Origin of the sequence: Rhizobium sp. OAE497 (assembly GCF_040546565.1) — a bacterium.
Classification (GTDB): domain Bacteria; phylum Pseudomonadota; class Alphaproteobacteria; order Rhizobiales; family Rhizobiaceae; genus Rhizobium.
In genome coordinates, this window is record NZ_JBEPOA010000003.1 from 528,459 (window position 1) to 549,273 (window position 20,815).

At 58.0% G+C, this 20,815-nt stretch carries 24 protein-coding genes and 1 pseudogene; 12 read left to right on the plus strand and 13 right to left on the minus strand.

Annotated features, from left to right (window positions below):
* Nucleotides 1-1,111: 1,111 nt before the first annotated feature.
* The 4 genes from treZ to ABIE40_RS29150 all read right to left on the minus strand — a co-directional run bounded on the left by treZ (nucleotide 1,112) and on the right by ABIE40_RS29150 (nucleotide 6,777).
* Nucleotides 1,112-3,013, minus strand: a complete 1,902-nt coding sequence (gene treZ / locus ABIE40_RS29135; RefSeq protein WP_199628455.1) for a malto-oligosyltrehalose trehalohydrolase — start codon at nucleotides 3,011-3,013, stop codon at nucleotides 1,112-1,114.
* 90 nt (nucleotides 3,014-3,103) lie between these two features.
* A complete protein-coding gene (locus ABIE40_RS29140; RefSeq protein ID WP_199628454.1) occupies nucleotides 3,104-4,762 on the minus strand; it encodes an alpha-glucosidase in 1,659 nt (552 codons plus the stop codon).
* A 591-nt stretch (nucleotides 4,763-5,353) separates the two neighbouring features.
* Complete coding sequence (locus ABIE40_RS29145) at nucleotides 5,354-5,698, minus strand: hypothetical protein (RefSeq protein WP_183794165.1); 345 nt, start codon at nucleotides 5,696-5,698, stop codon at nucleotides 5,354-5,356.
* The gene (locus ABIE40_RS29150; protein ID WP_199628453.1) at nucleotides 5,698-6,777 is read right to left on the minus strand and encodes an IS5 family transposase; all 1,080 of its coding nucleotides are present in this window, start codon (nucleotides 6,775-6,777) and stop codon (nucleotides 5,698-5,700) included. Before ABIE40_RS29150 ends, ABIE40_RS29145 begins: the two co-directional genes overlap by 1 nt.
* 512 nt (nucleotides 6,778-7,289) lie before the next feature.
* Here ABIE40_RS29150 and ABIE40_RS29155 point away from each other — a divergent pair.
* Nucleotides 7,290-7,528, plus strand: a pseudogene (locus tag ABIE40_RS29155) (BON domain-containing protein).
* 373 nt (nucleotides 7,529-7,901) lie between these two features.
* On the plus strand, nucleotides 7,902-8,045 hold the full coding sequence (locus ABIE40_RS29160; protein WP_199628452.1) for a hypothetical protein: 144 nt from the start codon (nucleotides 7,902-7,904) through the stop codon (nucleotides 8,043-8,045).
* 552 nt (nucleotides 8,046-8,597) lie between these two features.
* Here ABIE40_RS29160 and ABIE40_RS29165 read toward each other — a convergent pair.
* Genes ABIE40_RS29165 through ABIE40_RS29175 form a run of 3 tightly spaced genes read right to left on the minus strand, consistent with a single transcriptional unit; the run spans nucleotide 8,598 to nucleotide 9,433 of the window.
* Nucleotides 8,598-8,825 carry a hypothetical protein gene (locus ABIE40_RS29165; protein ID WP_199628451.1) on the minus strand — a complete coding sequence of 76 codons (228 nt, stop codon included), beginning with the start codon at nucleotides 8,823-8,825 and terminating at the stop codon, nucleotides 8,598-8,600.
* Between the two features lie 30 nt (nucleotides 8,826-8,855).
* Nucleotides 8,856-9,170 (minus strand): type II toxin-antitoxin system RelE/ParE family toxin, encoded by a 315-nt coding sequence (locus ABIE40_RS29170; protein ID WP_199628450.1) that lies wholly within the window; start codon nucleotides 9,168-9,170, stop codon nucleotides 8,856-8,858.
* A gap of 2 nt (nucleotides 9,171-9,172) precedes the next feature.
* A complete protein-coding gene (locus ABIE40_RS29175) occupies nucleotides 9,173-9,433 on the minus strand; it encodes a type II toxin-antitoxin system ParD family antitoxin (RefSeq protein ID WP_199628449.1) in 261 nt (86 codons plus the stop codon).
* A gap of 314 nt (nucleotides 9,434-9,747) precedes the next feature.
* Here ABIE40_RS29175 and ABIE40_RS29180 point away from each other — a divergent pair, with 314 nt between their 5' ends.
* The 6 genes from ABIE40_RS29180 to ABIE40_RS29205 all read left to right on the plus strand — a co-directional run bounded on the left by ABIE40_RS29180 (nucleotide 9,748) and on the right by ABIE40_RS29205 (nucleotide 13,131).
* A complete protein-coding gene (locus ABIE40_RS29180) occupies nucleotides 9,748-9,960 on the plus strand; it encodes an FAD-dependent oxidoreductase (protein ID WP_199628655.1) in 213 nt (70 codons plus the stop codon).
* Nucleotides 9,961-10,135: 175 nt separating this feature from the next.
* Entirely contained in the window at nucleotides 10,136-10,300 is a 165-nt protein-coding gene (locus tag ABIE40_RS29185) for a hypothetical protein (protein ID WP_199628675.1), read from the plus strand.
* Nucleotides 10,260-11,354 (plus strand): ATP-dependent DNA ligase, encoded by a 1,095-nt coding sequence (locus ABIE40_RS29190; protein ID WP_502944836.1) that lies wholly within the window; start codon nucleotides 10,260-10,262, stop codon nucleotides 11,352-11,354. Before ABIE40_RS29185 ends, ABIE40_RS29190 begins: the two co-directional genes overlap by 41 nt.
* A 93-nt stretch (nucleotides 11,355-11,447) precedes the next feature.
* Entirely contained in the window at nucleotides 11,448-12,038 is a 591-nt protein-coding gene (locus tag ABIE40_RS29195; RefSeq protein ID WP_199628447.1) for an SOS response-associated peptidase family protein, read from the plus strand.
* 4 nt (nucleotides 12,039-12,042) lie between these two features.
* Nucleotides 12,043-12,570 carry a metallophosphoesterase family protein gene (locus ABIE40_RS29200; RefSeq protein ID WP_199628446.1) on the plus strand — a complete coding sequence of 176 codons (528 nt, stop codon included), beginning with the start codon at nucleotides 12,043-12,045 and terminating at the stop codon, nucleotides 12,568-12,570.
* 69 nt (nucleotides 12,571-12,639) lie between these two features.
* A complete protein-coding gene (locus ABIE40_RS29205) occupies nucleotides 12,640-13,131 on the plus strand; it encodes an alpha-ketoglutarate-dependent dioxygenase AlkB (protein ID WP_199628445.1) in 492 nt (163 codons plus the stop codon).
* Between the two features lie 640 nt (nucleotides 13,132-13,771).
* Here the strand turns inward: ABIE40_RS29205 and ABIE40_RS29210 are convergent.
* The 3 genes from ABIE40_RS29210 to ABIE40_RS29220 form a co-directional block, all read right to left on the minus strand.
* The gene (locus ABIE40_RS29210) at nucleotides 13,772-14,449 is read right to left on the minus strand and encodes a class I SAM-dependent methyltransferase (RefSeq protein WP_354541223.1); all 678 of its coding nucleotides are present in this window, start codon (nucleotides 14,447-14,449) and stop codon (nucleotides 13,772-13,774) included.
* A gap of 15 nt (nucleotides 14,450-14,464) precedes the next feature.
* Nucleotides 14,465-14,773: a hypothetical protein gene (locus ABIE40_RS29215; RefSeq protein ID WP_199628443.1), complete on the minus strand. Its 309-nt coding sequence runs from the start codon at nucleotides 14,771-14,773 to the stop codon at nucleotides 14,465-14,467.
* A gap of 139 nt (nucleotides 14,774-14,912) precedes the next feature.
* Nucleotides 14,913-16,442 (minus strand): PAS domain-containing hybrid sensor histidine kinase/response regulator family protein, encoded by a 1,530-nt coding sequence (locus ABIE40_RS29220; RefSeq protein ID WP_354541224.1) that lies wholly within the window; start codon nucleotides 16,440-16,442, stop codon nucleotides 14,913-14,915.
* Between the two features lie 256 nt (nucleotides 16,443-16,698).
* Between ABIE40_RS29220 and ABIE40_RS29225 the strand changes: the two genes are divergently transcribed.
* On the plus strand, nucleotides 16,699-17,046 hold the full coding sequence (locus tag ABIE40_RS29225) for a hypothetical protein (protein ID WP_199628441.1): 348 nt from the start codon (nucleotides 16,699-16,701) through the stop codon (nucleotides 17,044-17,046).
* Between the two features lie 471 nt (nucleotides 17,047-17,517).
* On the opposite strand, the gene ABIE40_RS29230 is transcribed toward ABIE40_RS29225, so the two are convergent.
* Genes ABIE40_RS29230 through ABIE40_RS29240 form a run of 3 tightly spaced genes read right to left on the minus strand, consistent with a single transcriptional unit; the run spans nucleotide 17,518 to nucleotide 18,209 of the window.
* Nucleotides 17,518-17,793, minus strand: a complete 276-nt coding sequence (locus tag ABIE40_RS29230; protein WP_354541273.1) for a GNAT family N-acetyltransferase — start codon at nucleotides 17,791-17,793, stop codon at nucleotides 17,518-17,520.
* Nucleotides 17,794-17,796: 3 nt separating this feature from the next.
* Nucleotides 17,797-17,985, minus strand: coding sequence for a GNAT family N-acetyltransferase (locus ABIE40_RS29235; RefSeq protein ID WP_354541225.1), 189 nt, complete (start codon nucleotides 17,983-17,985; stop codon nucleotides 17,797-17,799).
* Nucleotides 17,986-18,005: 20 nt separating this feature from the next.
* Complete coding sequence (locus ABIE40_RS29240; RefSeq protein ID WP_199628439.1) at nucleotides 18,006-18,209, minus strand: cold-shock protein; 204 nt, start codon at nucleotides 18,207-18,209, stop codon at nucleotides 18,006-18,008.
* A gap of 189 nt (nucleotides 18,210-18,398) precedes the next feature.
* Between ABIE40_RS29240 and ABIE40_RS29245 the strand changes: the two genes are divergently transcribed.
* The 3 genes from ABIE40_RS29245 to ABIE40_RS29255 all read left to right on the plus strand — a co-directional run bounded on the left by ABIE40_RS29245 (nucleotide 18,399) and on the right by ABIE40_RS29255 (nucleotide 20,795).
* Complete coding sequence (locus ABIE40_RS29245) at nucleotides 18,399-18,563, plus strand: hypothetical protein (RefSeq protein ID WP_199628438.1); 165 nt, start codon at nucleotides 18,399-18,401, stop codon at nucleotides 18,561-18,563.
* A gap of 79 nt (nucleotides 18,564-18,642) precedes the next feature.
* The gene (locus ABIE40_RS29250; RefSeq protein WP_502944837.1) at nucleotides 18,643-19,266 is read left to right on the plus strand and encodes a TetR/AcrR family transcriptional regulator; all 624 of its coding nucleotides are present in this window, start codon (nucleotides 18,643-18,645) and stop codon (nucleotides 19,264-19,266) included.
* A 77-nt stretch (nucleotides 19,267-19,343) separates the two neighbouring features.
* On the plus strand, nucleotides 19,344-20,795 hold the full coding sequence (locus ABIE40_RS29255; protein ID WP_199628437.1) for an MFS transporter: 1,452 nt from the start codon (nucleotides 19,344-19,346) through the stop codon (nucleotides 20,793-20,795).
* The last annotated feature ends 20 nt before the right edge of the window (nucleotides 20,796-20,815 follow it).

Below are 20,815 nucleotides of genomic sequence, written 5' to 3' on the forward strand. Positions count from 1 at the left end.
GCCTCGGCAGGGGATCGTGCTCTGCGGCTTAATTCATGCTGCTCCGAACCATCCCACCTCCATCTCCTGGAGCCCGGCAGGCCGCCCCTTCGCCCTTATCCCTGCCCGGTCGGTTCGAATGCCAGGGACATACCGCTTGTCACTGACAATTCCGAGGTCACTTAACTTCCTGCCGACGCTGCCTCACAGGGTTGCCCGCGGGAAACATCTGGCGGACGCTCGATTTTCTTCTTGGAAGGACTCCGGCTTGGTTCGTCGATGACACCGATATCTGCCTTCTTGATCGCAACGCCACCCGGCACCGGCCTTGTTGTTTCCCCCTGTTGATCTGCGCGCAAAGCCAATTCGGGCTAGGACTCTGCCCGGGATCTCGAACCCATTCCTCGCCGGGTCTTCATGGCAGACGCCTGCGGGGAGGTCGCCATAGTCGCTTTGCGTGCCGTTTGAAGACGTCGCCCATCTTTCGCGACCGGCACCTCAATCCTGCTGACGCCATTGGGTCGGGGGCTATCCTTGGCAACGCGTGGATCGGAAATTGCGGACATTGGCCCTCTGTTAGAGGCCTTCGGCTTGATAAATCCGTCGCCAACGGGTATGTTTGCCAGGTGCCAGACTGGTTGGCCACGTGCGCCGCATGCCATGCACAGTACTCTCCAGCGATCGACTTCCAAGGCCCGGACATAGTGGCTACGTAGGCTGTACGGGCAGCGGAAGAAAAGGCCGATATTGCTTCCGGCACGGAAAATAATGTCATTTCTTCAGATGGTTAACAGTAGAATAATCTAGGCGGCGCAGGATGGAAATCCAGCTGTCGTGCAGGCGTGGGCTGAGAACAGCAGATGGGGGATTATGCGGAGCACATTGCACTTTCGCAAAAGACCCCGGGCGGTAATAGTGGCAAGCGAGTTGTGCAAACTTCCCCTGTTCCGGCTGGTTTTTTCCACCCCTTTCGGAGCTTGCCCGCGCTGACGATGGAGTGGAGACAGAGGCGAAGTAGGGCCGTCAGCCGAGACTTCAGGCACAGGGTGAGGAGGGGCGCCCGCACATTCGGTTTTCGCGGGCTCCCTCAGGCGAGAGGTATGCCTCTCGGCTAATAGTACGGTCGGCTGTCTTATCGTGGCGCCGCCGCGACAGGGCGAAACAAAACGGCGCTGTCTGCGCATAAGGTCCAGCGATGAAGCAGGTCGATCGGCCTTCTGCCGGATCCGCCGTAGACAAACTCTTCGCTCGCCCACTCCACTGACCATCGTGTTCCCGAAGGCGCCGCCAAAAGCGGATCTGCACGGCTCATGACTGGGAGATCCTGGCCCAAGTTAACGATCAGCAGTCTCTCGTCCAACGGGTCCGGGGAAAAAAACCGCAACAGGAAAGCCGACTGAGCAAGAACGCTTCCATCGACGTCGCCGTTGCCGGCTATAGCTGGCGTCTGCTGACGCAGAGCAATGAGATCCCTGTGCAACGCTATGACATGCCCGTTGGCGTCGACCTCCGACCAGTTGAGTTTCGAGCGGTCAAATGTGCTCGGTTGAGCCGGATCGGGCATCCATTCGACGAAGCTATCGTCCTGCAAGCTCGGAAACTGTTTGAGGAAGTCGATCCGCCCGTTGCGCACAAGGTTCGCGAGTTCGCCCGACTGGTCGGCGAAGTAAAAGAACGGACTTGAGGAGCCGAACTCCTGGCCCTGAAACAGCATCGGCGTCTGCGGACCCAAAAGGAGCAGCGCCGTCATCGCGCGGACCCTTGCGGGTGACGCAAGCTTGTCCATACGGAGGCCCACGCCGGAATTGGCGATCTGGTCGTGGTTTTGCAGAAAATGGACAAAAGCGCTCGGGCGCAGGTCGAAGCCTGGCTGCCCTCGTGGCGCGTCCTGCCAATCATATCGTTGACCCTGGAAGAGATAGCCGTACTTCGCAGCAGAAACGAATTCTTGTGCGCAGCCCTGATGGTCGTGGTAATAGGCTTCATTGCGTCCGGTCAGCACGACGGTCGCGGAGTGGTGGAAATCGTCATTCCAGAGCGCATCGAGACCGTAACCGCCCTGTTCCAGGCTGCGCACCAGACGGGTCTGCTGAGGCTCGTTCTCCGCCACGAGGTATATCGACTTGCCTTCGCCGGCTCGGCGCGCCTCCCGGGCAATCACCTCCAATATATGCTCGTCGCCTTCATCGAAGAGCGCCTGTGTCGCATCCAATCGCAAACCATCGAAATGAAATTCATCGATCCAATAGGCAGCATTTTTCGCGAAATATTCGCGCGCACCGGCACTGTTGGGACCGTCGAAATTGATCGAGCTGCCCCACTCGTTGGCGTAGCGATCCGTGAAGTAGTCCGGCGAAAAATCCCCAAAACGGTCGCCGGCACCAAAATGGTTATAGACGACATCCAGAATAACCCCCATTCCGTGTTTGTGGGCCGTCTCGACGAAGAAGCGCAAGTCATCGGGCGATCCGTATAGGCGTGTCGGGGCATAGGCCAGAACGCCGTCATAGCCCCATCCGAACGATCCGCAAAATTCATTGACCGGCATCAGTTCTAGGCAGGTGATGCCGAGTTCTTTGAGGAAGGGAAGCTTCTCGGCCGCTGCCCGATAGCTTCCCTCAGCCGTGAACGTTCCAATATGCATTTCATAGAGCACCTGACCGCCCGGGCTGAGGCCCTTCCAATCGTGATCATGCCAGTCAAAGTCTCCCGGATCGACGACCATCGATGGACCGGTGGGCCCGTCGGGTTGAAACCGCGACGCCGGATCTGGGGCAAGTTTCTCACAGCTTCCCAGCTTGAATCGGTAAAGGGCGCCCGGCCTGAGGTTATCGACTTCGATTTGAAAGTAACCGTCATGCTGACGACGCATGTCGAACATCTGTCCCTCGTCAAGCACAATTGTCATGCTGTCCTGTGCCGGTGCCCACACGCGAAAGGACACGCACGCGCCGATCGGTTCAGCGCCGATCGGATATCGTCGGTTTTCACCGATCTTTTCGTTACCTGCCAAGACGACTTGATTGGCGCTCATGTTTCACCCTCCAACAATGGACCACGAGCATCAGACAGCCATGCGCGGGCGTTGGTCGTAACCATGTAGCCCGGTCATTGTTCCATTCGCCTAGGTTCGCATGGCAAGAATGGCAAAGGCCTCATATGGCTGGAGTTCGACGACACCGGCTAAACGTGTGACGGGCGCATAATTGCTGATCAGGCATTGACCGGACACGAGCAGCTCGTCCGGCAGTTCGACGGTTATAATTCGGGCGGAAAAACTGGCGACCACCACCATGAACTCGTCTCCGAGCCTGCGCGAATAGACGAATACATCAGGTTGGTGGTCCAAGTAGGACTGGTAGCGCCCGTGTACGATGACGGGATGGTTTTTCCTAAGCGCGATCAGCTTCCGATAGTGGTTCCAGATGGAGTGTTCATCAGAAATAGCCTGTTCCGCGTTGATCACCGTGTAGTTCTGATTAATTTCAATCCAAGGGATACCAGTGGTGAAGCCGGCATTGGCCTCAGGCGTCCACTGCATCGGCGTGCGGGCATTGTCCCGGCCATTTTCGTTGGCACCCTTGATGAAGTCTTCGGGCGAAAGGCCGGCTTCCAGGTGCAGACGGTGCATGTTGAGGGTTTCGATGTCCCGATACTGTTCGATCTTCGAAAACGGCACGTTGGTCATGCCGATTTCCTCGCCCTGATAGACAAAGGGCGTTCCTTTCATCAGATGCAGAACCGTCGCCAGCATCTTGGCCGATTCGACGGGATAGCCTTTGACGTCTCCATATTTCGACACAGCCCGCGGCAGGTCGTGATTGCCCCAGAAAAGGGAATTCCAACCGTCGTCGGCCAGCGCATATTGCCATTTGTTGAGAACGGATTTCAGCCTGATCAGATCAAACGGCCGCGAGCGCCACTTGCCGTAGACCTCATCCCATTGCTGCGTCACATGCTCGAACTGGAAAACCATCGAAAGTTCATTGCGGTCCCGGCCGGAGTAAAGAAGTGCGGAGCCGGGTGTCGCGCTCCATGCTTCGCCCACAGTCAATATATCGCGCTCCGCAAAGGTCTGGCGGCGCATTTCCTGCAGATAGGTGTGCAAATGCGGTCCGTCTGTGACGACTTCGCGATCCACCTGCTTGCCGATATAATCGATGACGTCCATGCGGAAGCCCGCAATGCCGCGGTCAAGCCACCAGTTCATCATCTTGTAGATCTCGTTACGGACTTGCGGATTTTCCCAGTTCAGGTCGGGCTGCCGCCGTGAGAAGAGATGAAGATAGTATTCGCCGGTTGCGGGATCGAGTGTCCAGGCGGGGCCGCCGAAAGACGAGGTTAGGGAATTCGGAGCGCTGCCATCCGGCCGGGGCTTTCTCCAGATGTAGAAATCACGGAAGCGATTATCGACCGATTTTCTCGCTTCAACAAACCATGGGTGTTCATCAGAGGTGTGGTTGACGACCAGATCCAGTACAATACCGATGCCGCGGCGCCGCGCCTCACTGACGAGCCGGTCGAAATCTGCGAGCGTGCCATATTCCGGGGCGATGTCGGTGTAGTTGGAGATGTCATAGCCGTTGTCGTCCATCGGCGACGTGTAGATCGGGGAAAGCCATATGATCTCGATACCCAGTGTCTTGAGATATTCGAGCTTTGAGATGATGCCGCCGAGGTCGCCGACGCCGTCACCATTACTATCGGCAAAGCTGCGTGGATAAATCTGGTAGATTGTCGAGCGTTCCCACCACCTGTCGGTCCGTTTGCTGTCGTCGGCCATGGAAGATCCCCGCGGTGTCAGAGTGATTGCTGAACAAGGATCAGACGCGAAGAAGGTTCCGGCCACTCCGGCAAAACCTTGCCCATCGCTCTGTCGCCAGCATTCTCTGTGCGCGATCGCATAAGCGGGTCTATCTCAAGAGCCGACGACGGTGGCGCTTTGCGTCTGCAGTTGAATGAAACTTCGCGAGCGATGCCGGGCGGTGAGTTCACGATCGGCCTCGTCGGCGCGGTCCCGCGATTTAGCTCCCCCTGTCTCTTCAAGCAGCAGGCGAAGCTCGCAAGCGCGATTTGAGAAAACTCCCGAGGCTAGCTCCGGCCGCTGCGTCAAGTTTTCCACGACCTCGATGACGAGTGTCCGAAGTGAAGCGTCAACGGTGGAGGTGAAGGCAGACAACAAGGCTTCTGAGGAATGAGAAGCGTCAGAGAACCGTGAGCCTATACTTCACCCAGAGCGGCTACGAATAAAGCGTCGCCAAAAAGCTATTTTAGAGTTGCCGCTAGGCATCTCGCCATCCGGACGAGCCGTATCGGTCTCAGCTTGTTGCCGATCCTGCTCTTTTGTTATGTCTCTAGCAGGGTGTTGAAGAAGTCAATCGCGTTCGCACACGAAGCCGGAATCGTCTCCGTTGTGGATATAGATATGCCCGACAAGGCGTCCAGCGGAGCCAAGTGCTGCCCATCCGCGACCACAGACCGGGTCATTCTCGTCTTGTCCTTCCCACGAGAACTCCGCACAGGCTGATCCACTGCGCGTGCTGTAGCGGACATCGAGAAAGCCCTTAAGAGCAACGAATGCGATTTCGCCGTCGGCCGGGCCCTGGAATGTTAGATGCGCCTCTTCGACGAGATCGAGGGCGTCATTGTCCCAGTTGTCCATCTCGACGATGCGCCAACGACCGGCGAAGGCCTTGGCGAAAGCAGGAACTCTCGCCATCAGCCTGTCTCCGTCATGAGCTTCGGCAGCCGCACCAGATTGTAGGCGGCGGCCGCGAAGGTGAAAGCCCATCCCACCCTGTCGCGACCGCGGAACTTTGTCTTGTCCTGCCCGGCGACGGTTTTGATCCAGCCGAACGCCTCTTCGATACGCTTGCGAATGCGTAGGCTGACCTTATAGCCGGGATGGCGTGTCGTGCGTCCGTCGATAGCCGAGCGGCGACCATTGACGTTCTGTGCCACGTGGGGCGTCACCTTCATCGACCGCAAATCTCTGACGAAGTCTTTCGTGTCATAAGCCTTGTCGGCACCAAGCGTGATTGCCTGTGGCCGGTCGCAGAAGCGTTCAATCATGTGAAGAGCCGCGATGCGTTCGGCATAACCGGTTGCTTTTGTCAGATAAGCGTTGACCAGAAGACCATGGCGGTTCTCCATTAGACCATGCCCCATGAAGGACAGCTTGGCCTCCTTGCCCTTTCCCTTCCTGTACAGCTTTGCATCCGGATCGGTCGTTGATGCATGCGTCTCGTTGGAACGCTTTTCGCCATGGAAGTCTGCTTCTGCGTTGCGACCGCTCTCCGATGGCGGTTCGTCCGAACCGTCCTTCGGCTTGAAGCTCTTCATCGACGCCCAGGCTTCGATCAGTGTGCCATCGACAGAGAAATGCAGCAGCCGCTTTACCTTGGGCTGGGAAAGAATTACACCCAGAAACTTCGCAGCGATGTCACCATCAAGCAATCGGTCGCGGTTCTTCGAAAACACTGAATGGTCCCAGGCGGGATCGTCAATGCCGATGTCGACGAACCAGCGGAAGAGAAGGTCGTATTCCAACCGCTCCATCAGAAGTCGCTCAGAACGGATCGAATAGAAGGCTTGCAGAAGCATGGCGCGCAGAAGCTTTTCTGGCGCGATCGACGGTCGCCCGATCGGTGAATAAAGCGCTGCAAAATCTTGTTCCAATAAAACGAGCGCTTCGTTCACGATCTGCCGGATGGCCCGTAGGGGATGATCTTCTCGAACACGAGCCTCCAGATCCACATAGCTGAAGAGTTCGCCTGTCCTCACATCGCCGCCGCGCATCCATCAGCTCCAAATCGCCATACAGCGAGTGAATCACGACAACAGCATATGTGCCAGCGCCTTTTTCAACGGCCTGCTAGAGGTGCCTTTTTAGGGCCCTTTTTCGCCTGGCTGGTCCAGCGTCTGCCGGTACGGAAACTCGGCCTGAAAGCAGCGTCGCCGCATCAGTGTGGACGCCATCGATTGGCTTCCACCCGATCAAGCTCCCCGCGAATGAGCAACGATGTCAGCGCGATTTCGGATCCCGGTGGCAGTCTGCCGGCGAAGATTTCCTCCAACGCCAAAGTATGTGCACACTGCTTCAGCGTACCACGTTGGTCTGTGCGTCCAGCCTGAGCATCCCTCCCTCTCAAGCTAAAAAAGCGCCGTCAGAATTGCTCCCTTCGACGCACCAGCTATGTGAAGCTCAAAAAACGCCAGATCGCTTTCTGTGCCAGCGCACGAAATGTCGAGCGCGTTGGAAACCAATTATTTCGCTGTCCGAGTGCGACGGATATGTTCTCGGTCGGAAGATCGTCAAGCTGGGCACTGGCTCCGCACACAGTTCAGCGTCGACCATCGCCACCATCCAGGCCGCGCTTGCCGCAGATATCGACAGCAGTGCGATCACGATCCAGATGCTTGGTCCGCAGCGGTTCTTGAGGGCTACATTTCGACCGCTCACGATCGAGACAAGGCGATCTCGATCGCCGCGATGATCGTGGGCCACGGTAATGTCCACCATCGAATGTTGAGCCGCTTTGCGTCTTAGTAAACCGGTTTATCGCGCCGATCAGGTCCTGCGGCCCCGGATTGGGTCCGGTTCTCGCGATCCCGGCCTAAGGCCGCTGCGCCTATTCGATGTTTCGAACTGAGACCACCTCGTGACGGTCGAGGTTTTGATCTGTACGGAAACGCACGGGACCTAAGTCGGGCTTACACATGTTGAGAAGCTGGCATAGCGTGGGGCGTCCAAACCCTGAAGGACATCAGAAGGCCTTGACGGGTGTGTTTTGTGTCCCTCATGGCCTTCTACCCCTTCGGCGAGGAACCACCCTGGCCCTCAAAGAAGATTTGGCGGCCATGGAAATGTACTCCTCGCGATACTACCCAAAACCCAGACCTCGACGCTGGTGCGCTATTCCGTGACCATCGCGATTGTGGGTGCGGCTACGCTCCTCGCGATGGCGCTCGACGAGTTTCTGTGGAAATATCCGCTATCGTTGTTCGTGCCGGAAGTCTCCCTCGCCGCTTTGTACCGGATCAGGATCGGAATGTCTTGCGGCTGAGACGAGGCAAGATCGTCATGCGGATGGACTAGCGCTACAAGGGTCTACGAGCGGCGCGGTGCCAAAAGGATTCGCGACGTCATTGCAAGCATCGCTCACAACTTACGAAACTCTAGTTTGGGAAATCTCACGCGGTTGCGGTCCTCATCATGCGCAATGCGATTGGACACCTTTAGAACGCAAAGTACTCCTTCCTCAGTGCAGCCCGAATTCACGAAGCTCGGGCCAATGAGGATAAGTCTGGCGAGCGTCTCGTTGCTTCCCCTCAGCCCCGCATGGCCCAGTAAAGTAGTCGCGGGTTTCATCAGCTGGATCTGGAACGAATTGAGAACGTCGTCAAGAAGCCGGTGCTAAACAAGACTTTTACAACATATGCGCGGATAGCCGGTGCACGAACCGAGGATATCAACAGAACATACACAGGGGGCGCTGCCCCTCACTCCCGCAAGAGGGCCGAGCCTCGGCTAAGCCTGCGGCCGCACCAACCCTCTTGCTCTCGCTTCCCCGGACCTCGCCGGTCAGTCAGGGTTGCAGGGGCCTGCAACCCGCAAACTACCGGCCACGCGCGGCCTTCCATTCGTTGTAAGACATCATCATCCGGCTGAAGCGTGAATGGATGGTGGCTTCGGTGAGGAGCTGATTGCGGAGAACGCGGCCATCTTCCATGGTGCCGCCGTTGGCGACACGCTGTTCCGGTCTCCAGCAGCTCATGCATAAGGCGGAATAGTTCCTGCTCAATGCGGCAACGTTAAAGGCGATGTCGTTGTGAGGCTGAACCATGCACACTCCCAAAGTAGCCGTGGCGGCTGCTTATTGATCGCGCCCTTCCAGAATTTCATCGGTGACATCGCGGCCGCGTGCAAATACACCCAATATGAACACGTCGTCGCCCCTGACCGAAAACGCCACGCTGACGCTGCGCCGATAGCCGATGATGCGCAGCCCGGTAATCCGGCTTTCCCTTACGGTGCCACGCTCGGGGAACGTCTCCAGCCCTTCGATGAAGCTGATCACGCCGTCGACGTAGTCGCCGGCTGTCCAATCGCCGGCTTCCAGCGCGATATCGGCATAAAGCCGGTCAAGCTCGGCTTCTGCCTCCGGGTGGTAGATGATGCGGTATGCCATGCCTATTTGGCGCTTGCGGCCCGGCGCTTGGCGTCGAAACGCGCGCGGACGGTCGCAGCCGGAATCCCCATGCCCGGATTGTTGACCAGATCGTCGAAGCGCGCCGGGATCTCTTCGTTCAGCCAGCGTTCGCGGGCAGCCTCGTGGTCTTCCAGCATGCGCAGGCCGGCGCGGACAACCTCGCTAGCATTGCTGTAGCGGCCGGATTCCAGCTGCTTCTTCACGAATTCTTCGAAGTGATTTCCCAATGCGACGTTGGCCATAAGCGTATCCTTCCTTGCTGCCGATTATGCGCCCGATGCACATTTATAGCAATAGATATCAGATTTGGACCTGGCACCAGAGCAGTGCGGCGTCGGATTTTGCCAACGGATCAGCCGCTGCAGGAACTCGACCGGGGGCTTGCTTCCGAGATTGATGGCCACCACCGACATTTCCATGCCTTCGCAAGGACGAAGCTTGGTATCCATCTTGAGAAGCGGGCCGCTCGAAGTTGAGGTCGAACACGAGGCAATCCTTGTTCGGGCGGCAACGACAATCCATCGCTTTGATTCGATCTACCCGGCTTTCGGCTCGGATGTACGGTCGGAACTGGTTTCCTGTTGGAGCTGCGCTGTCGAAGGAGGGGTGCATCCGCGTCGACGATCATCAGCGCACGAATGTTCCCGGCCTTTACGCCGCTGGGGACGTGGTCGGCCTCGATCAGATCAGCCATGCCATGGGCCAGGCAGGCGTTGCCGCCACCACGATAAGGAATGATTTGTGCAAGCGGTCACCGCTCGTGCGCTGACCTACCCCCGCTACATGAGGACAGTCAGCAATGCGATCCGACTTCCATCGAAGGAAACCGGAACACCGAGCGCACCTGCGCCCATGGTGTGCCCTTGTGCGCGAGCCGGTACAGAGGAACTTTCCGTTCGAGATTAGGTTGTGCCTCAATAAGGAGAACCGCAAGGAGAACCGCGATGATGAATGATGACAAGCACCCAGAGCAAGATCCGGCGGAAGGTAGCAGGGAAACCATCGAGCGGGATTTAAAGCGGCAGGACCAGGCGTGTTCGCATGAAAATAAGGAGCCGAGACGCGAGAGTGTCGCGGGCTCTGAAGCGGCCGAACCGTCGCCAGAGTAATCTCTTGAAGCGGCGTCCCGCGAAAGGCAGCGATGTGCCAAAGGCAGCTACTAAGGTTTCCACTTTGGGCCTCTCCCTTGAGATCGAACCAATGGAAGCACGGTCCGCAGCTAGCTTGCCGGCGGGCGACGGTTGGCAATACGAGCCGAAATGGGACGGCTTTCGTTGTCTGGCGTTCAAATACGGTACTGACATCGATCTGCGGGCAAAATCGGGGAAGGCCCTTTCCCGGTACTTCCCGGAGGTGGTCGATTACCTCTCTAGGCTACGCGCCGAACGTTTCGTGATCGACGGCGAGTTGGTCATCGAGCTCAATGGAAAATTGTCGTTCGACGCTTTGCAGGCGAGACTACACCCTGCAGAAAGTCGCATCAGGAAGCTTTCGCTCGAAACCCCCGCGCGGCTCGTCGCGTTTGACATGTTGCTGAACCCAGAAGGCAAGCCGATCCTTGACCAGAGCTTGCGCGACCGTCGCGCGGCGCTTGAGGACTTCGCGCAGGATGCGGCAAGCGCGGACCGCCTGATCTTGTCTCCTTTCACACGCGATTTAGCCGAAGCAAATGTTTGGTTGTCGGATTCCGGTGGCGATACCGATGGTGTCGTATGTAAGCGACTGGACGGACCATACATGCCCGGCGAGCGGGCAATGACCAAGGTGAAGCGGCTACGAACCGCCGACTGCGTGGTTGGGGGCTTCCGATATGAGAGCGACAGCGAGCTTGTCGGCTCTCTGCTGCTCGGTCTTTACAATGAAAGGGGCCAACTTGACCACGTCGGTTTCACATCGACGATCACCAACGCGGAAAAGCCTGCGCTAACGAAGAGGTTGGAGGCGCTACGAGGAGGATCCGGGTTTACTGGCAAAGCTCCGGGTGGTCCAAGCCGATGGAGCACGAGGCGCTCGTCAGAATGGGAGCCTATTGTGCCTGCACTTATTGTTGAAGTCCGCTTCGACCACGTCACCGGACGCCGCTTCAGGCATGGTACAAAGCTTCTCCGATGGCGTCCGGACAAGGAGCCGCTGCAATGCGATTACCGGCAGATCGAAAGATAAGACCACGGAGCTTCATTCCATGACACCATCGGCTTCCGTCGAAGGTTGCAATCGGCGCGAGGCTCCACGTCTCTACCATAAGAGCATATGAATATGTGCAACGACTATGAGCAACACATCCGCTATGCCGAGTTTTGCAAGAGGATGCACAACGTTGGCCTTGGGATACCTGGACATCAGAGCGAGGCGGACCTGCCCCAGGCAGATGACATCCGGATTGGCGACCAAGGCACAGTCTTGCGAGCGAAGGGTAATGTGGTCGAACTCACGCAAATGACGTTCGGATTTCCGCCGAAGGGCCGTGGCGGGCCTGTTTTCAACTTCCGCTCAGAGGGGCGAGACTTTTCCGGCAGTCAACGATGCCTTGTTCCTGCTAGCGCGTTTTTTGAGTTCACGGGGAAGAAGTATCCGAAGGCAAAACATCGCTTCACGCTTACCGACAGTCCGGTGATGGCGATTGCCAGTCTTTGGCGCGAGGGAGAAGGCAATCAACCGCCCACGTTCACGATGCTGACGACGTCACCGGGTCCTGATGTGGTGCCAATTCACAACCGGCAGATCGTCGTCCTGGCGCCTGACCGGTGGGCTGACTGGCTTTACCTTTCCGGGAAGCAAAGCGGCACACTTGCGCCCCTGCCAGCCGGCAGCCTTCGCGTGGAACAGGTCAGGTCGGGCAGCGATTGAGGCCATGATCTACTTCACAGGCGATACCCATTTCGGCGATGCCCGCGTACCACGCATCGACCGGCGTCCGTTCTCCGATATGTCTGACCATGACACTGCTCTGATCTCGAACTGGAATAGCCGCGTTTTGCCGGAAGACGAAATTTGGCATCTCGGAGATTTCTCGGTCAATCGAGCCGGCTATGCCGAGCAGCTCCTTTCACAGCTCCACGGAGAAAAGCATCTGATCGTCGGGAACAATGATCCGGCCGAGACCACTCGTGCTACCGGATGGGCGAGCGTTCAGCACTACGCTGAACCGACGATCGACGGCCACCGGCTAATTCTCTGTCACTATCCATTCCGTACCTGGAACCAGATGGGCAAGGGGTCGATCAATCTGCACGGTCACTCCCATGGAAGGTTAAAACCCACGCTGCGCCAGTTCGACGTTGGTGTCGACCCTCGCGGCCTGCGTCCGACAACCCTGCCAGAGTTGCTGAAAAAGCAGTCAGGCAGAATTCGATTAAAGGACACCGCGCATGCAGAGTGATCTTTCGGCGATCTGCCGCATCGTTTGCCGGAGGGTTTTCGCTACAAGACGGATGCCATTTCGCAGGCAATGCAAGACGAACTGCTGGCGTGGATACCGAAATTGCCTTTCAAGGCGTTCGACTTCCATGGTTACGAGGGCAAAAGACGGACCGTCTCTTTCGGCTGGAAATATGATTTTGCTCTCGGCTCGCTCCGGAAGGCCGATGACATACCTGACATCCTGTTTCCCTTGCGTGACATCGCGGCTGATTTCGCTGGATTGACCCCGGAGCGTTTTCAGCAGGCTCTCGTGAGTGAATATGATACCGGAGCACCAATTGGCTGGCATAGAGACAAGGCCGTCTTTGGCGTTGTGGTCGGCATATCGCTGCTGTCGCCCTGCATATTTCGCCTTCGGCACAGGAACGGCGCTCATTGGGAACGTGCTGCAATCGAGGCAAAGCCAGGTTCGATCTATGTTTTATCCGGTCCGGCAAGGACCGTTTGGGAGCATTCAATTCCACCGGTCGACCGGTTGCGGTACTCCATCACCTTCCGTCAGCTGGTAAGCGTCAAATGACTGCTCACTTCGCCTGTAGCGCTCAGGAGATAATCAAGCTCACGCTCATTAGAAGCCAACTTTCCCTTGGTTTGCAGGGCGTCGGGTCGCTCCGCGCGATTTCAAAGCGCGGACCGTCGCCACCAAGACTACGGTAGAGCACGGCAGACATCGGCGTTTCGCTTTCAAGACGGACAAGTGCAGCGTCTTCCGGTGGGCAAGGTCCATTCTTCTGCGATACGCGTGGCTGCTCCCGCTATGGTCGGGTGGCCTCTCATAACATGGATACCGCCCCGCTGGGTTCTGCCGAAACTCCTGGACCTTCTTCGGCTCCACCTCGTCGAGCCATGTAATTCCATTGAGCGCCATGCAACGGGAAAGTGTTCCACCGCATTTTCAGCAGAAACAGAGACCGCGAACAGCAGCGATGGCGCTGAATCGTAAAGTTCAAACCGTCAATCTAATGACGGGGGCTAATGCCCTTTGCATGGAGCCAAACGCGCTGCAGCACTAAGCGGCCGTACCGAGCACAAGCAAAGCAGTCATGGCACCCTCTGGTCGGGCGGCGAGATTGGCCCTGATGACCTTTTCTACCGCAGCGACCGTTTCCAAAAGAGGGCCTGGGGATCGTTCCTCGATCTCGCTTCGAAGCGGCGTGCCCTCACAGAATGCCGCCGCGATCGTGCCGGCGTCCGGTGCTGTCGATGTCAGCTCGACGCGATCGCAGGAGACGGCCGAGAATCCTGCCGCCGACATCTGCGCTCGGATGACATCCTGATCGTAGTATGAATATGGCAGCCGGCGCAGGAACGACGGTGGGTCTGCAGGAAACAGCCTCGCCAAGGCCTCGTCCACGGCCCTGGCGAAGTCGTTGTCGTGAAGCCAGTCCCAGGTGCAAAACAGGAACCTGCCGTTCTTGGCGCAGGACCCGCGCAGCTTCGCGAAACGCTGCCACCTTGTTCTGATAGAACATGACGCCGAACTGCGAGACGACCAGATCGAACATCTGTGGCCCGAAGGGCAGCTTACCAGCGTCGGCCTCCAACCAGTGGATCTCCAGCCCTTCGGTCGCCCTGCGCCCCTCAGCTGCCATGGCCGGGCTGATATCGGTCGCCACGATTTCAGCGGTTGGCATGCGAGAGCGAAGCGCGCGTGTCAGGACGCCGGTGCCGGCTGCGACTTCGAGGATGTTTGCCGGACGGGATCGGGCGGCATAATCGACCATGTGCACGGCATAGGGATCGAAGAGGATCGGAGAGAGTAGCGTTTCGTAGCTGGAAACGAGGCGATCGTTGAACGTCGGATTCAACCAGCCGGAGGTCTGCTGCGTCTCGATCATACCAAACCTCCGCGATCAGTGGAACGTGGGCACTGCGACACGAGAAGCGCTGATTCCGTCGAGAACCGCAATCAGTTTCTCGAACTCGATTAAGATGCCGAGGAGCTCTGCTGTGTCCATTGATGCAATCTCGTCCAGAGACGTCTTGACGGACGCAATGAGGGTGTCGATCCAGAAGCGTTTGTCCGGTGGTACGCCCTCAAGCGCCGTCGTGCGGTAGGCTTCAAGCTGTCCGAGTATTCGCTCGATCAGGCCCAGGCGGCTCTGACGATCAAGCTGTGGCAGAACAAGGCACGCATCACGGATATCGGTCGCCAGCGTCATTCGGGTCCTCCCCAGGGCAGATCAACAGCTAACACAACCGTCGCGTTTGATCATCCGGACTTTGGTCCGGGATCGCAGCTTGGTCCGCATCCGTACAAAGCGCGACCGATCAGGTCCCCGAGCCGCAATCGTCTATCCGTCAGAAGCACCGTCCCGCATTACAGGCTTCCGAAAGTGCCCGCGACAACTGGGCCTGACTGAACGGCTTCGACAATCGGACAACATCGCTCAGAAGCTCGGCCCCTTCGGGAAGCTCGGCGTAGCCTGTCGCTAAAATCAATGGAAGGCTCGGATACTGCTGCCTTACGCGCCTGCAGAGCTCTGCGCCGGTCATGCGGGGCATGGCATGGTCCGTGATCACGACAGCCGGGAGCTCACCACTATCCAATATCGCCAGGGCCTCCTCCCCGCAGCACGCCTGCATGGTTTCCATGCCGAGATCCTCAAGCAAGAGAACTGTGTTCATGAGTACCAGCGCGTCATCATCGACCACGAGGACCGTCATGGCGGTTGGCGCGGGATCAAAAACGGTCTCGGGGGTAGAAGCGGCCAATGTCGACGGCTCCCCTGACACCGGAAGCCAAAGCTCGGCTGTCGTGCCGACACCCGGTTTAGACTTCAGCACGAGTTGTCCGCCGCACTGTGCCATGAGACCCTGGACCATCGCGAGACCCAATCCTGTGCCCTTGCCGACGCCTTTCGTCGTGAAGAATGGTTGGGTGGCATTTGCGAGTGTCTCTGTATCCATTCCCTCTCCCTGATCGGCAATCGAAAGGCAGACGTAGTCGCCTGTCGCGAGCGAGTTAGCACTGCCTGTTGTCACATACCGCCGCTCCGCCGTGATGGCGATTTCGCCACCACCCGGCATTGCATCGCGCGCATTCACGACGAGGTTGAGGAGCGCACTCTCCAACTGATTGGCGTCGGTAAGCACGGGGGGAAGATCAGCTGGAAACGTGGTGTTGATGACAACCTCCGGGCCGATCGTTCGGCGCATCAGGTCTGCCATCCCGCCGACAAGGTCGGGAACGCGTAGCGAGTCGATCTTCAGCTCTTGCCGCCGTGCGAACGCCAGAAGCCGTTGCGTCAGCGTTGCGCCGCGCTGGGCGCCCTGAATGGCATTTTCGATGAGGTCTAGGACGTCCGGCCTGACGGCTCGCTTCCTGGCAATCTCGAGGCTGCCCAGGATCGCCGTCAGGAGATTGTTGAAGTCGTGGGCCAAGCCGCCTGTCAGCTGCCCGACCGCCTCCAATTTGTGGGCCTGAACCATGGCCTCCTGAGCCGCGCGCTTTTCGCTGATATCGCGCGTGATCTTGGCGAAGCCGATCAGGTTCCCGTCAGCGTTTCGGATCGGATCGACGATGACGTTCGCCCAAAACTTGGATCCATCCTTGCGCAGCCGCCATCCCTCACGCTCGAAGCGACCGTCGGCTTCAGCGATCCTGAGCGCCTCTTCCGGGAAACCCTTTGCGCGGTCTTCCTCGGTATAGAAGGTCGAGAAGTGGCGACCGATGATCTCGGCCTCGGAGTATCCTTTTAGCCGCTCCGCTCCCGGGTTCCAACTCGTGATGTTGCCTGCCGGGTCCAGCATGTAGATTGCATAATCGGTGATTGCTTCGATCAGCAGGCGGTAGCGCTGCTCAATGCTGGGGTCTGGTTCCTGTATCATTCGACTGCAATCTTCCCGGCAAAAAATCGTGAACTGTAAACCCGTGGTTACCCTATCTAGTGCGTCTATTAAAATGCGCCACGGACCTTGGTCGAATTGGTGCATTTTAATCATTGGAAAGAGACTTCATTTGCCATTGGATAGCAGGACGCTGGACAAATGGGGCGCACACACCAGCTTGTAGCTACACATAGCCGAAAAGGGCGAGGATGCCTGTTCAATTCGATAATGACCTAATTAACATCTGCGACGAAAAATGAGCACGGACCTTCTTGATAAGCTGGAACGCCTCAGGGCTCCCGCACTACTGGTTGGCGCGGACGACCTGATTATCTTCGCGACCGCAAGTGCGCAGGATATTCTTCTCGACGTCGATGTGACGGACATGCCGGCAGGAAGCTTCCTGTGTGACTGGGATCGCTGCCGTGAGCTGCGCGCCAATCCGGAAACGAAGACCGTGGAAGTGTTTCTCCGGAGTGGGCAGTACCGGTCGATGTCGGCTGCCGTCTTCAATACGAAGTTTCGCAGGAGGCCGGTGTCGGGGGTCGTGCTGTTCCCGGATAGCCAGAACGCCTCGTGCACTCCGTTCCGGAGGCGCTCTTAACGACCCAATACGTGCTTGGTCGCACAGCCGACCTGGCGGGCAAGACCGCTAGATCATCATCCTCCGACATCAGCTCGCCCACGAGACGTTTCCGTTCGTCTTCGCGAAGACCCGCCGTTCATGTTCGACGTGAACCTGCCGCACATGCTCTTACGCTCTCCCGTTTCTGAGGCCCGCAAGATCGCGGTCCAGATCACGATTTGCGAACACCGAAAGCATGAGGTTGTTCGCCAGCTCCACGAGTGCGGCCGCGACGTCTTCCGGTTTCCAACCCGCGCCAACGGCCGCCAAAGCAACCGCGGCCACGACGTCGTCAATGGCCTCCTGACACCGCATGAAACGGTCGGGATGCCCGTCGGCGGGAGGGGAAGGGATACGGTCCATGGCGGTGAACTTTCTTGCCCGATCTCGGCGTCAAGGGACCCGTCTTGCGAACGTCGCCGGCATCTTCGTGAGACGATCGCTTGTTCGTCAACTCTCCTGGCGCGTCCAGACCTTGCAGATGGCCGTTTCCGTTTGCCGGTACGTCGTGAAGCCCATGCGCTCGTAGTAAGCCTGGGCGACAGCGTTCGCGTTGCCTATGAAAGCTTCGATTTTCGTCAGTCCCGTACTGATCGCAGCCTGCTCACTCGCCGCAAATAGTCTGGTTCCGACACCGCTTCGCGCGGCATCCGGTGAAACGTGCGTACCAATGATACCCCAGGCGGCCGGCGTGCCGTACGGATTGCCATCGACGGCGCGGATCAGGGACTAGAACCCGAGGATGATACCGTCGTCGTCTTCGGCAAGAGTGCAGCGTATGCTCAGCGGATTGTCGACATAGTGCTCCCGAACGTAGTCGATATCTGCCGGCATCGTTCGCTTGCCGGCCGCGACCAGATTTTCGAGAAGTTCGCTCATCGCGTCCACGTCGCTGCTGGTCGCTTCCCTGACTTTCATCGGCACGCTCCAGCGCTAAGTCAGGCGCCGCGGACGCCGTCGGCCCGTGACTTGCCGGTCCGGCGATCCTGGCCCACCTCGTAGGAAACCCTCTGACCATCCCGCAGAAGTGTCGAACCCTGCACTGCGCTCACGTGAACGAACACGTCCTGACCGCCTTCGTCCGGTGTGATGAAGCCGAAGCCCTTTTCCTGGTTGAAAAACTTGACCGTGCCGTAAACCACTAGCGATCCCCCTGATGTCGCGCAGACTTTTCATAGCCTCTCAAAAAGTGGGCCGCAACAGGGGTGCAGTCGCGTCCCTTCACGCTGAATTTTCGTCTCCCTATCTGGTACCGTTCGACGACCGAATTGGAACATCTGTGCTTTGTTCGCCATTGCCCAACCAAACGAAAGGAACACGGCATAGTCACGATGCTCGGCAAGGCAGGAAGAATCGAGAAGCTCGTGAACGATCTTCTCGATCTCGAGCACGATGCCATCGCGGCATATGACTCCTGCATCGAGAGGCTCGACGAGAAGCGCCGCGCACGGACGCGAAAGGTGGAGACGACATTCAGGAGAGAGAACGAGAGTTAATCAAGGCTGATGTAACAGTGGCCTGATATCTGAGAGAAGGAAGATTTCATTTGCATTAGGAACCGTTTGGTTCCATAGTATGGTCATGGTAAAGCGCAATGAGACATCACCGTCAGTTGGACGGCCCCGCGAATTTGAACTCGACGATGCTATTCGCAAGGCGATGAGCGTTTTCTGGGACCGCGGATACCACGATGCATCGCTTCCCGACCTACTCGAAGGTATGGAGCTGTCGAGAGGTAGTTTCTACAAGGCGTTCGTTGACAAGCGGGGAGTCTATCTGCGAGCGCTCGATGTCTACATCGAGGACGCCGTTTACAAGACCGGTGAAATCCTGCATTCCAACCCATCGCCTAAGGCTGCCATCAAGCAAGCTTTTTCGCGGCAAGTTGAAGAGTCTTCCGGCAAAGAAGGACTGCGTGGATGCTTTGTCGTGTTGTCGGCTGTCGAAATGCTTCCTGCAGACGAAGAGGTTTCCAAACGTATCGCGCGCCTGTTTCGGCGTCTCGAGGATCTTTATGCGGCAGCGGTTATTCGAGCCCAGGCCCTGGATGAGATCGATTCCGGTCTCGACGAGCGAACACTCGCGAAATTCCTCGTATGCCAAATCCAGGGAATGAGAGTGCTCGGGAAGACCGGAGCTGATCGCGACGCCACCCGAGCGATGGTTGACTTCGCGCTGAAATCGCTCGACCGAGCCTAAATAGGAACCAAAAGGTTCCAAAATACGTGTGTTTTCACAAGCTGATCGATCGGTTCCGCATCGACATGGAGAGTTTCATGGAACATGTCCGTTCCCTTGAGCAAAGTCCTGATCCGCGCAGGTGGATCGCGTTGGCAATCCTGTTGACAGGAGCGTTCCTCCCACCACTCGATTTTTTCATCGTCAACGTGGCGCTGCCTTCCATACGAGAGGACTTCGATGCCACCGCCTCGACGATGCAGCTGATAATCTCCGGCTACGCCACCACCTACGCGGTTATGCTCATCACCGGTGGGAGGCTTGGAGACCTATACGGTCGACGAAATGTCTTCCTTGCTGGGATGATGGGGTTTGCTGCCGCTTCCGCCCTTTGCGGCTTCGCATGGTCTCCACTGGTTCTAGTCGTCGGCCGGGTACTTCAGGGCTTCACCGCCGCGATCATGGCGCCTCAGGCTCTGGCGTCGATAAACGCCATCTTTCCCGATCGAGAGAAATCGAAGGCGCTGAGCTTTTATGCCCTCACATTCGGAGTGGCGTCGATGGCCGGCCTGTTCTTGGGCGGGGCGCTTATCGCGCTGAATGTCTTTGGTCTCGGGTGGAGAGCGATATTTCTGATCAATCTTCCAATGATCGCAGTAGCCGCGCCGTCCGCGATGATGACCCTGCGCGAAACCCGTTCGGACCATCCTAGCAAACTGGATCTGGGAGGAGCCGTGCTGATTGCGCTGGCGCTTTTCGCGCTGATATCGCCGCTGATCGAGGGCCGTGAACAAGGGTGGCCGATCTGGTCGCTTGTGATGCTTGCCGCGTCCCTGCCACTTCTCCTCCTGTTTTGGCACCATGAGCAGAAACTGGAGGCGGCAGGAAGAGATCCGATCCTGGCACCGCGCCTTCTGCAGGCCCCTGGATTGAAGCGCGGCCTGCTCGCCGCCTTTTTCTTCTACGCCTTCGCTGCGTTCTGGCTGACGTTCTCGGTCTTTCAACAAGCGGGCCTCGGCCGGACGCCTTTGGAAGCTGGGGTAGCGATACTTCCAGCGGCTGTCGGTTTCGTTCTCGGCCCATTCGCTAGTGGACACATATTCCGGGTCTTTGGCAGGTACTCCACTGCCGCAGGCATGTCCTTGGAAGCGGCGGGTCTATTCGGAACGGCGGCTCTGATCTTGCTCGGGGCGCCGTTGCTCATGCCCGTCGCATTGTTCTTCGTCGGCGCCGGGCAGGGCATCGCGTTGCCGAACCTGGTTCGGACAGTCGTGCAGCGCGTCGACCCGACGCAGTCTGGTTTGGCCTCCGGGCTGGTCAACTCGATGCTTCAGATCGGTGGAGCCTTGGCGACGGCTCTTATCGGTGGATTGTTCTTCTCGATCCTGGGATCGTCCACCGACGCGACATCCATCGGCCATGCCTACAGCATCGCAGCGATTGCGATAGCTATCTGTCTACTTGTCGCAGCTTGGCTTTCCGTCAGCCCCCCAATGAACGACGACGCTCGCCGCCAAAGCGATACGCGCCCTCCGATGCGGGCGCCATGAGAAATACCCCTTGCAGGTCC

Excerpts from the sequence above, each read along its gene's own strand:
- treZ (WP_199628455.1), bottom strand. The coding sequence starts at position 3,013 with ATGAGCGCCAATCAAGTCGTCTTGGCAGGTAACGAAAAGATCGGTGAA.
- ABIE40_RS29140 (WP_199628454.1), bottom strand. The coding sequence starts at position 4,762 with ATGGCCGACGACAGCAAACGGACCGACAGGTGGTGGGAACGCTCGACA.
- ABIE40_RS29145 (WP_183794165.1), bottom strand. The coding sequence starts at position 5,698 with ATGGCGAGAGTTCCTGCTTTCGCCAAGGCCTTCGCCGGTCGTTGGCGC.
- ABIE40_RS29150 (WP_199628453.1), bottom strand. The coding sequence starts at position 6,777 with ATGCGCGGCGGCGATGTGAGGACAGGCGAACTCTTCAGCTATGTGGAT.
- ABIE40_RS29165 (WP_199628451.1), bottom strand. The coding sequence starts at position 8,825 with ATGGTTCAGCCTCACAACGACATCGCCTTTAACGTTGCCGCATTGAGC.
- ABIE40_RS29170 (WP_199628450.1), bottom strand. The coding sequence starts at position 9,170 with ATGGCATACCGCATCATCTACCACCCGGAGGCAGAAGCCGAGCTTGAC.
- ABIE40_RS29175 (WP_199628449.1), bottom strand. The coding sequence starts at position 9,433 with ATGGCCAACGTCGCATTGGGAAATCACTTCGAAGAATTCGTGAAGAAG.
- ABIE40_RS29180 (WP_199628655.1), top strand. The coding sequence starts at position 9,748 with ATGTACGGTCGGAACTGGTTTCCTGTTGGAGCTGCGCTGTCGAAGGAG.
- ABIE40_RS29185 (WP_199628675.1), top strand. The coding sequence starts at position 10,136 with ATGATGAATGATGACAAGCACCCAGAGCAAGATCCGGCGGAAGGTAGC.
- ABIE40_RS29195 (WP_199628447.1), top strand. The coding sequence starts at position 11,448 with ATGTGCAACGACTATGAGCAACACATCCGCTATGCCGAGTTTTGCAAG.
- ABIE40_RS29200 (WP_199628446.1), top strand. The coding sequence starts at position 12,043 with ATGATCTACTTCACAGGCGATACCCATTTCGGCGATGCCCGCGTACCA.
- ABIE40_RS29205 (WP_199628445.1), top strand. The coding sequence starts at position 12,640 with ATGCAAGACGAACTGCTGGCGTGGATACCGAAATTGCCTTTCAAGGCG.
- ABIE40_RS29210 (WP_354541223.1), bottom strand. The coding sequence starts at position 14,449 with ATGATCGAGACGCAGCAGACCTCCGGCTGGTTGAATCCGACGTTCAAC.
- ABIE40_RS29215 (WP_199628443.1), bottom strand. The coding sequence starts at position 14,773 with ATGACGCTGGCGACCGATATCCGTGATGCGTGCCTTGTTCTGCCACAG.
- ABIE40_RS29220 (WP_354541224.1), bottom strand. The coding sequence starts at position 16,442 with ATGATACAGGAACCAGACCCCAGCATTGAGCAGCGCTACCGCCTGCTG.
- ABIE40_RS29225 (WP_199628441.1), top strand. The coding sequence starts at position 16,699 with ATGAGCACGGACCTTCTTGATAAGCTGGAACGCCTCAGGGCTCCCGCA.
- ABIE40_RS29235 (WP_354541225.1), bottom strand. The coding sequence starts at position 17,985 with ATGAAAGTCAGGGAAGCGACCAGCAGCGACGTGGACGCGATGAGCGAA.
- ABIE40_RS29245 (WP_199628438.1), top strand. The coding sequence starts at position 18,399 with ATGCTCGGCAAGGCAGGAAGAATCGAGAAGCTCGTGAACGATCTTCTC.
- ABIE40_RS29250 (WP_502944837.1), top strand. The coding sequence starts at position 18,643 with ATGGTCATGGTAAAGCGCAATGAGACATCACCGTCAGTTGGACGGCCC.
- ABIE40_RS29255 (WP_199628437.1), top strand. The coding sequence starts at position 19,344 with ATGGAACATGTCCGTTCCCTTGAGCAAAGTCCTGATCCGCGCAGGTGG.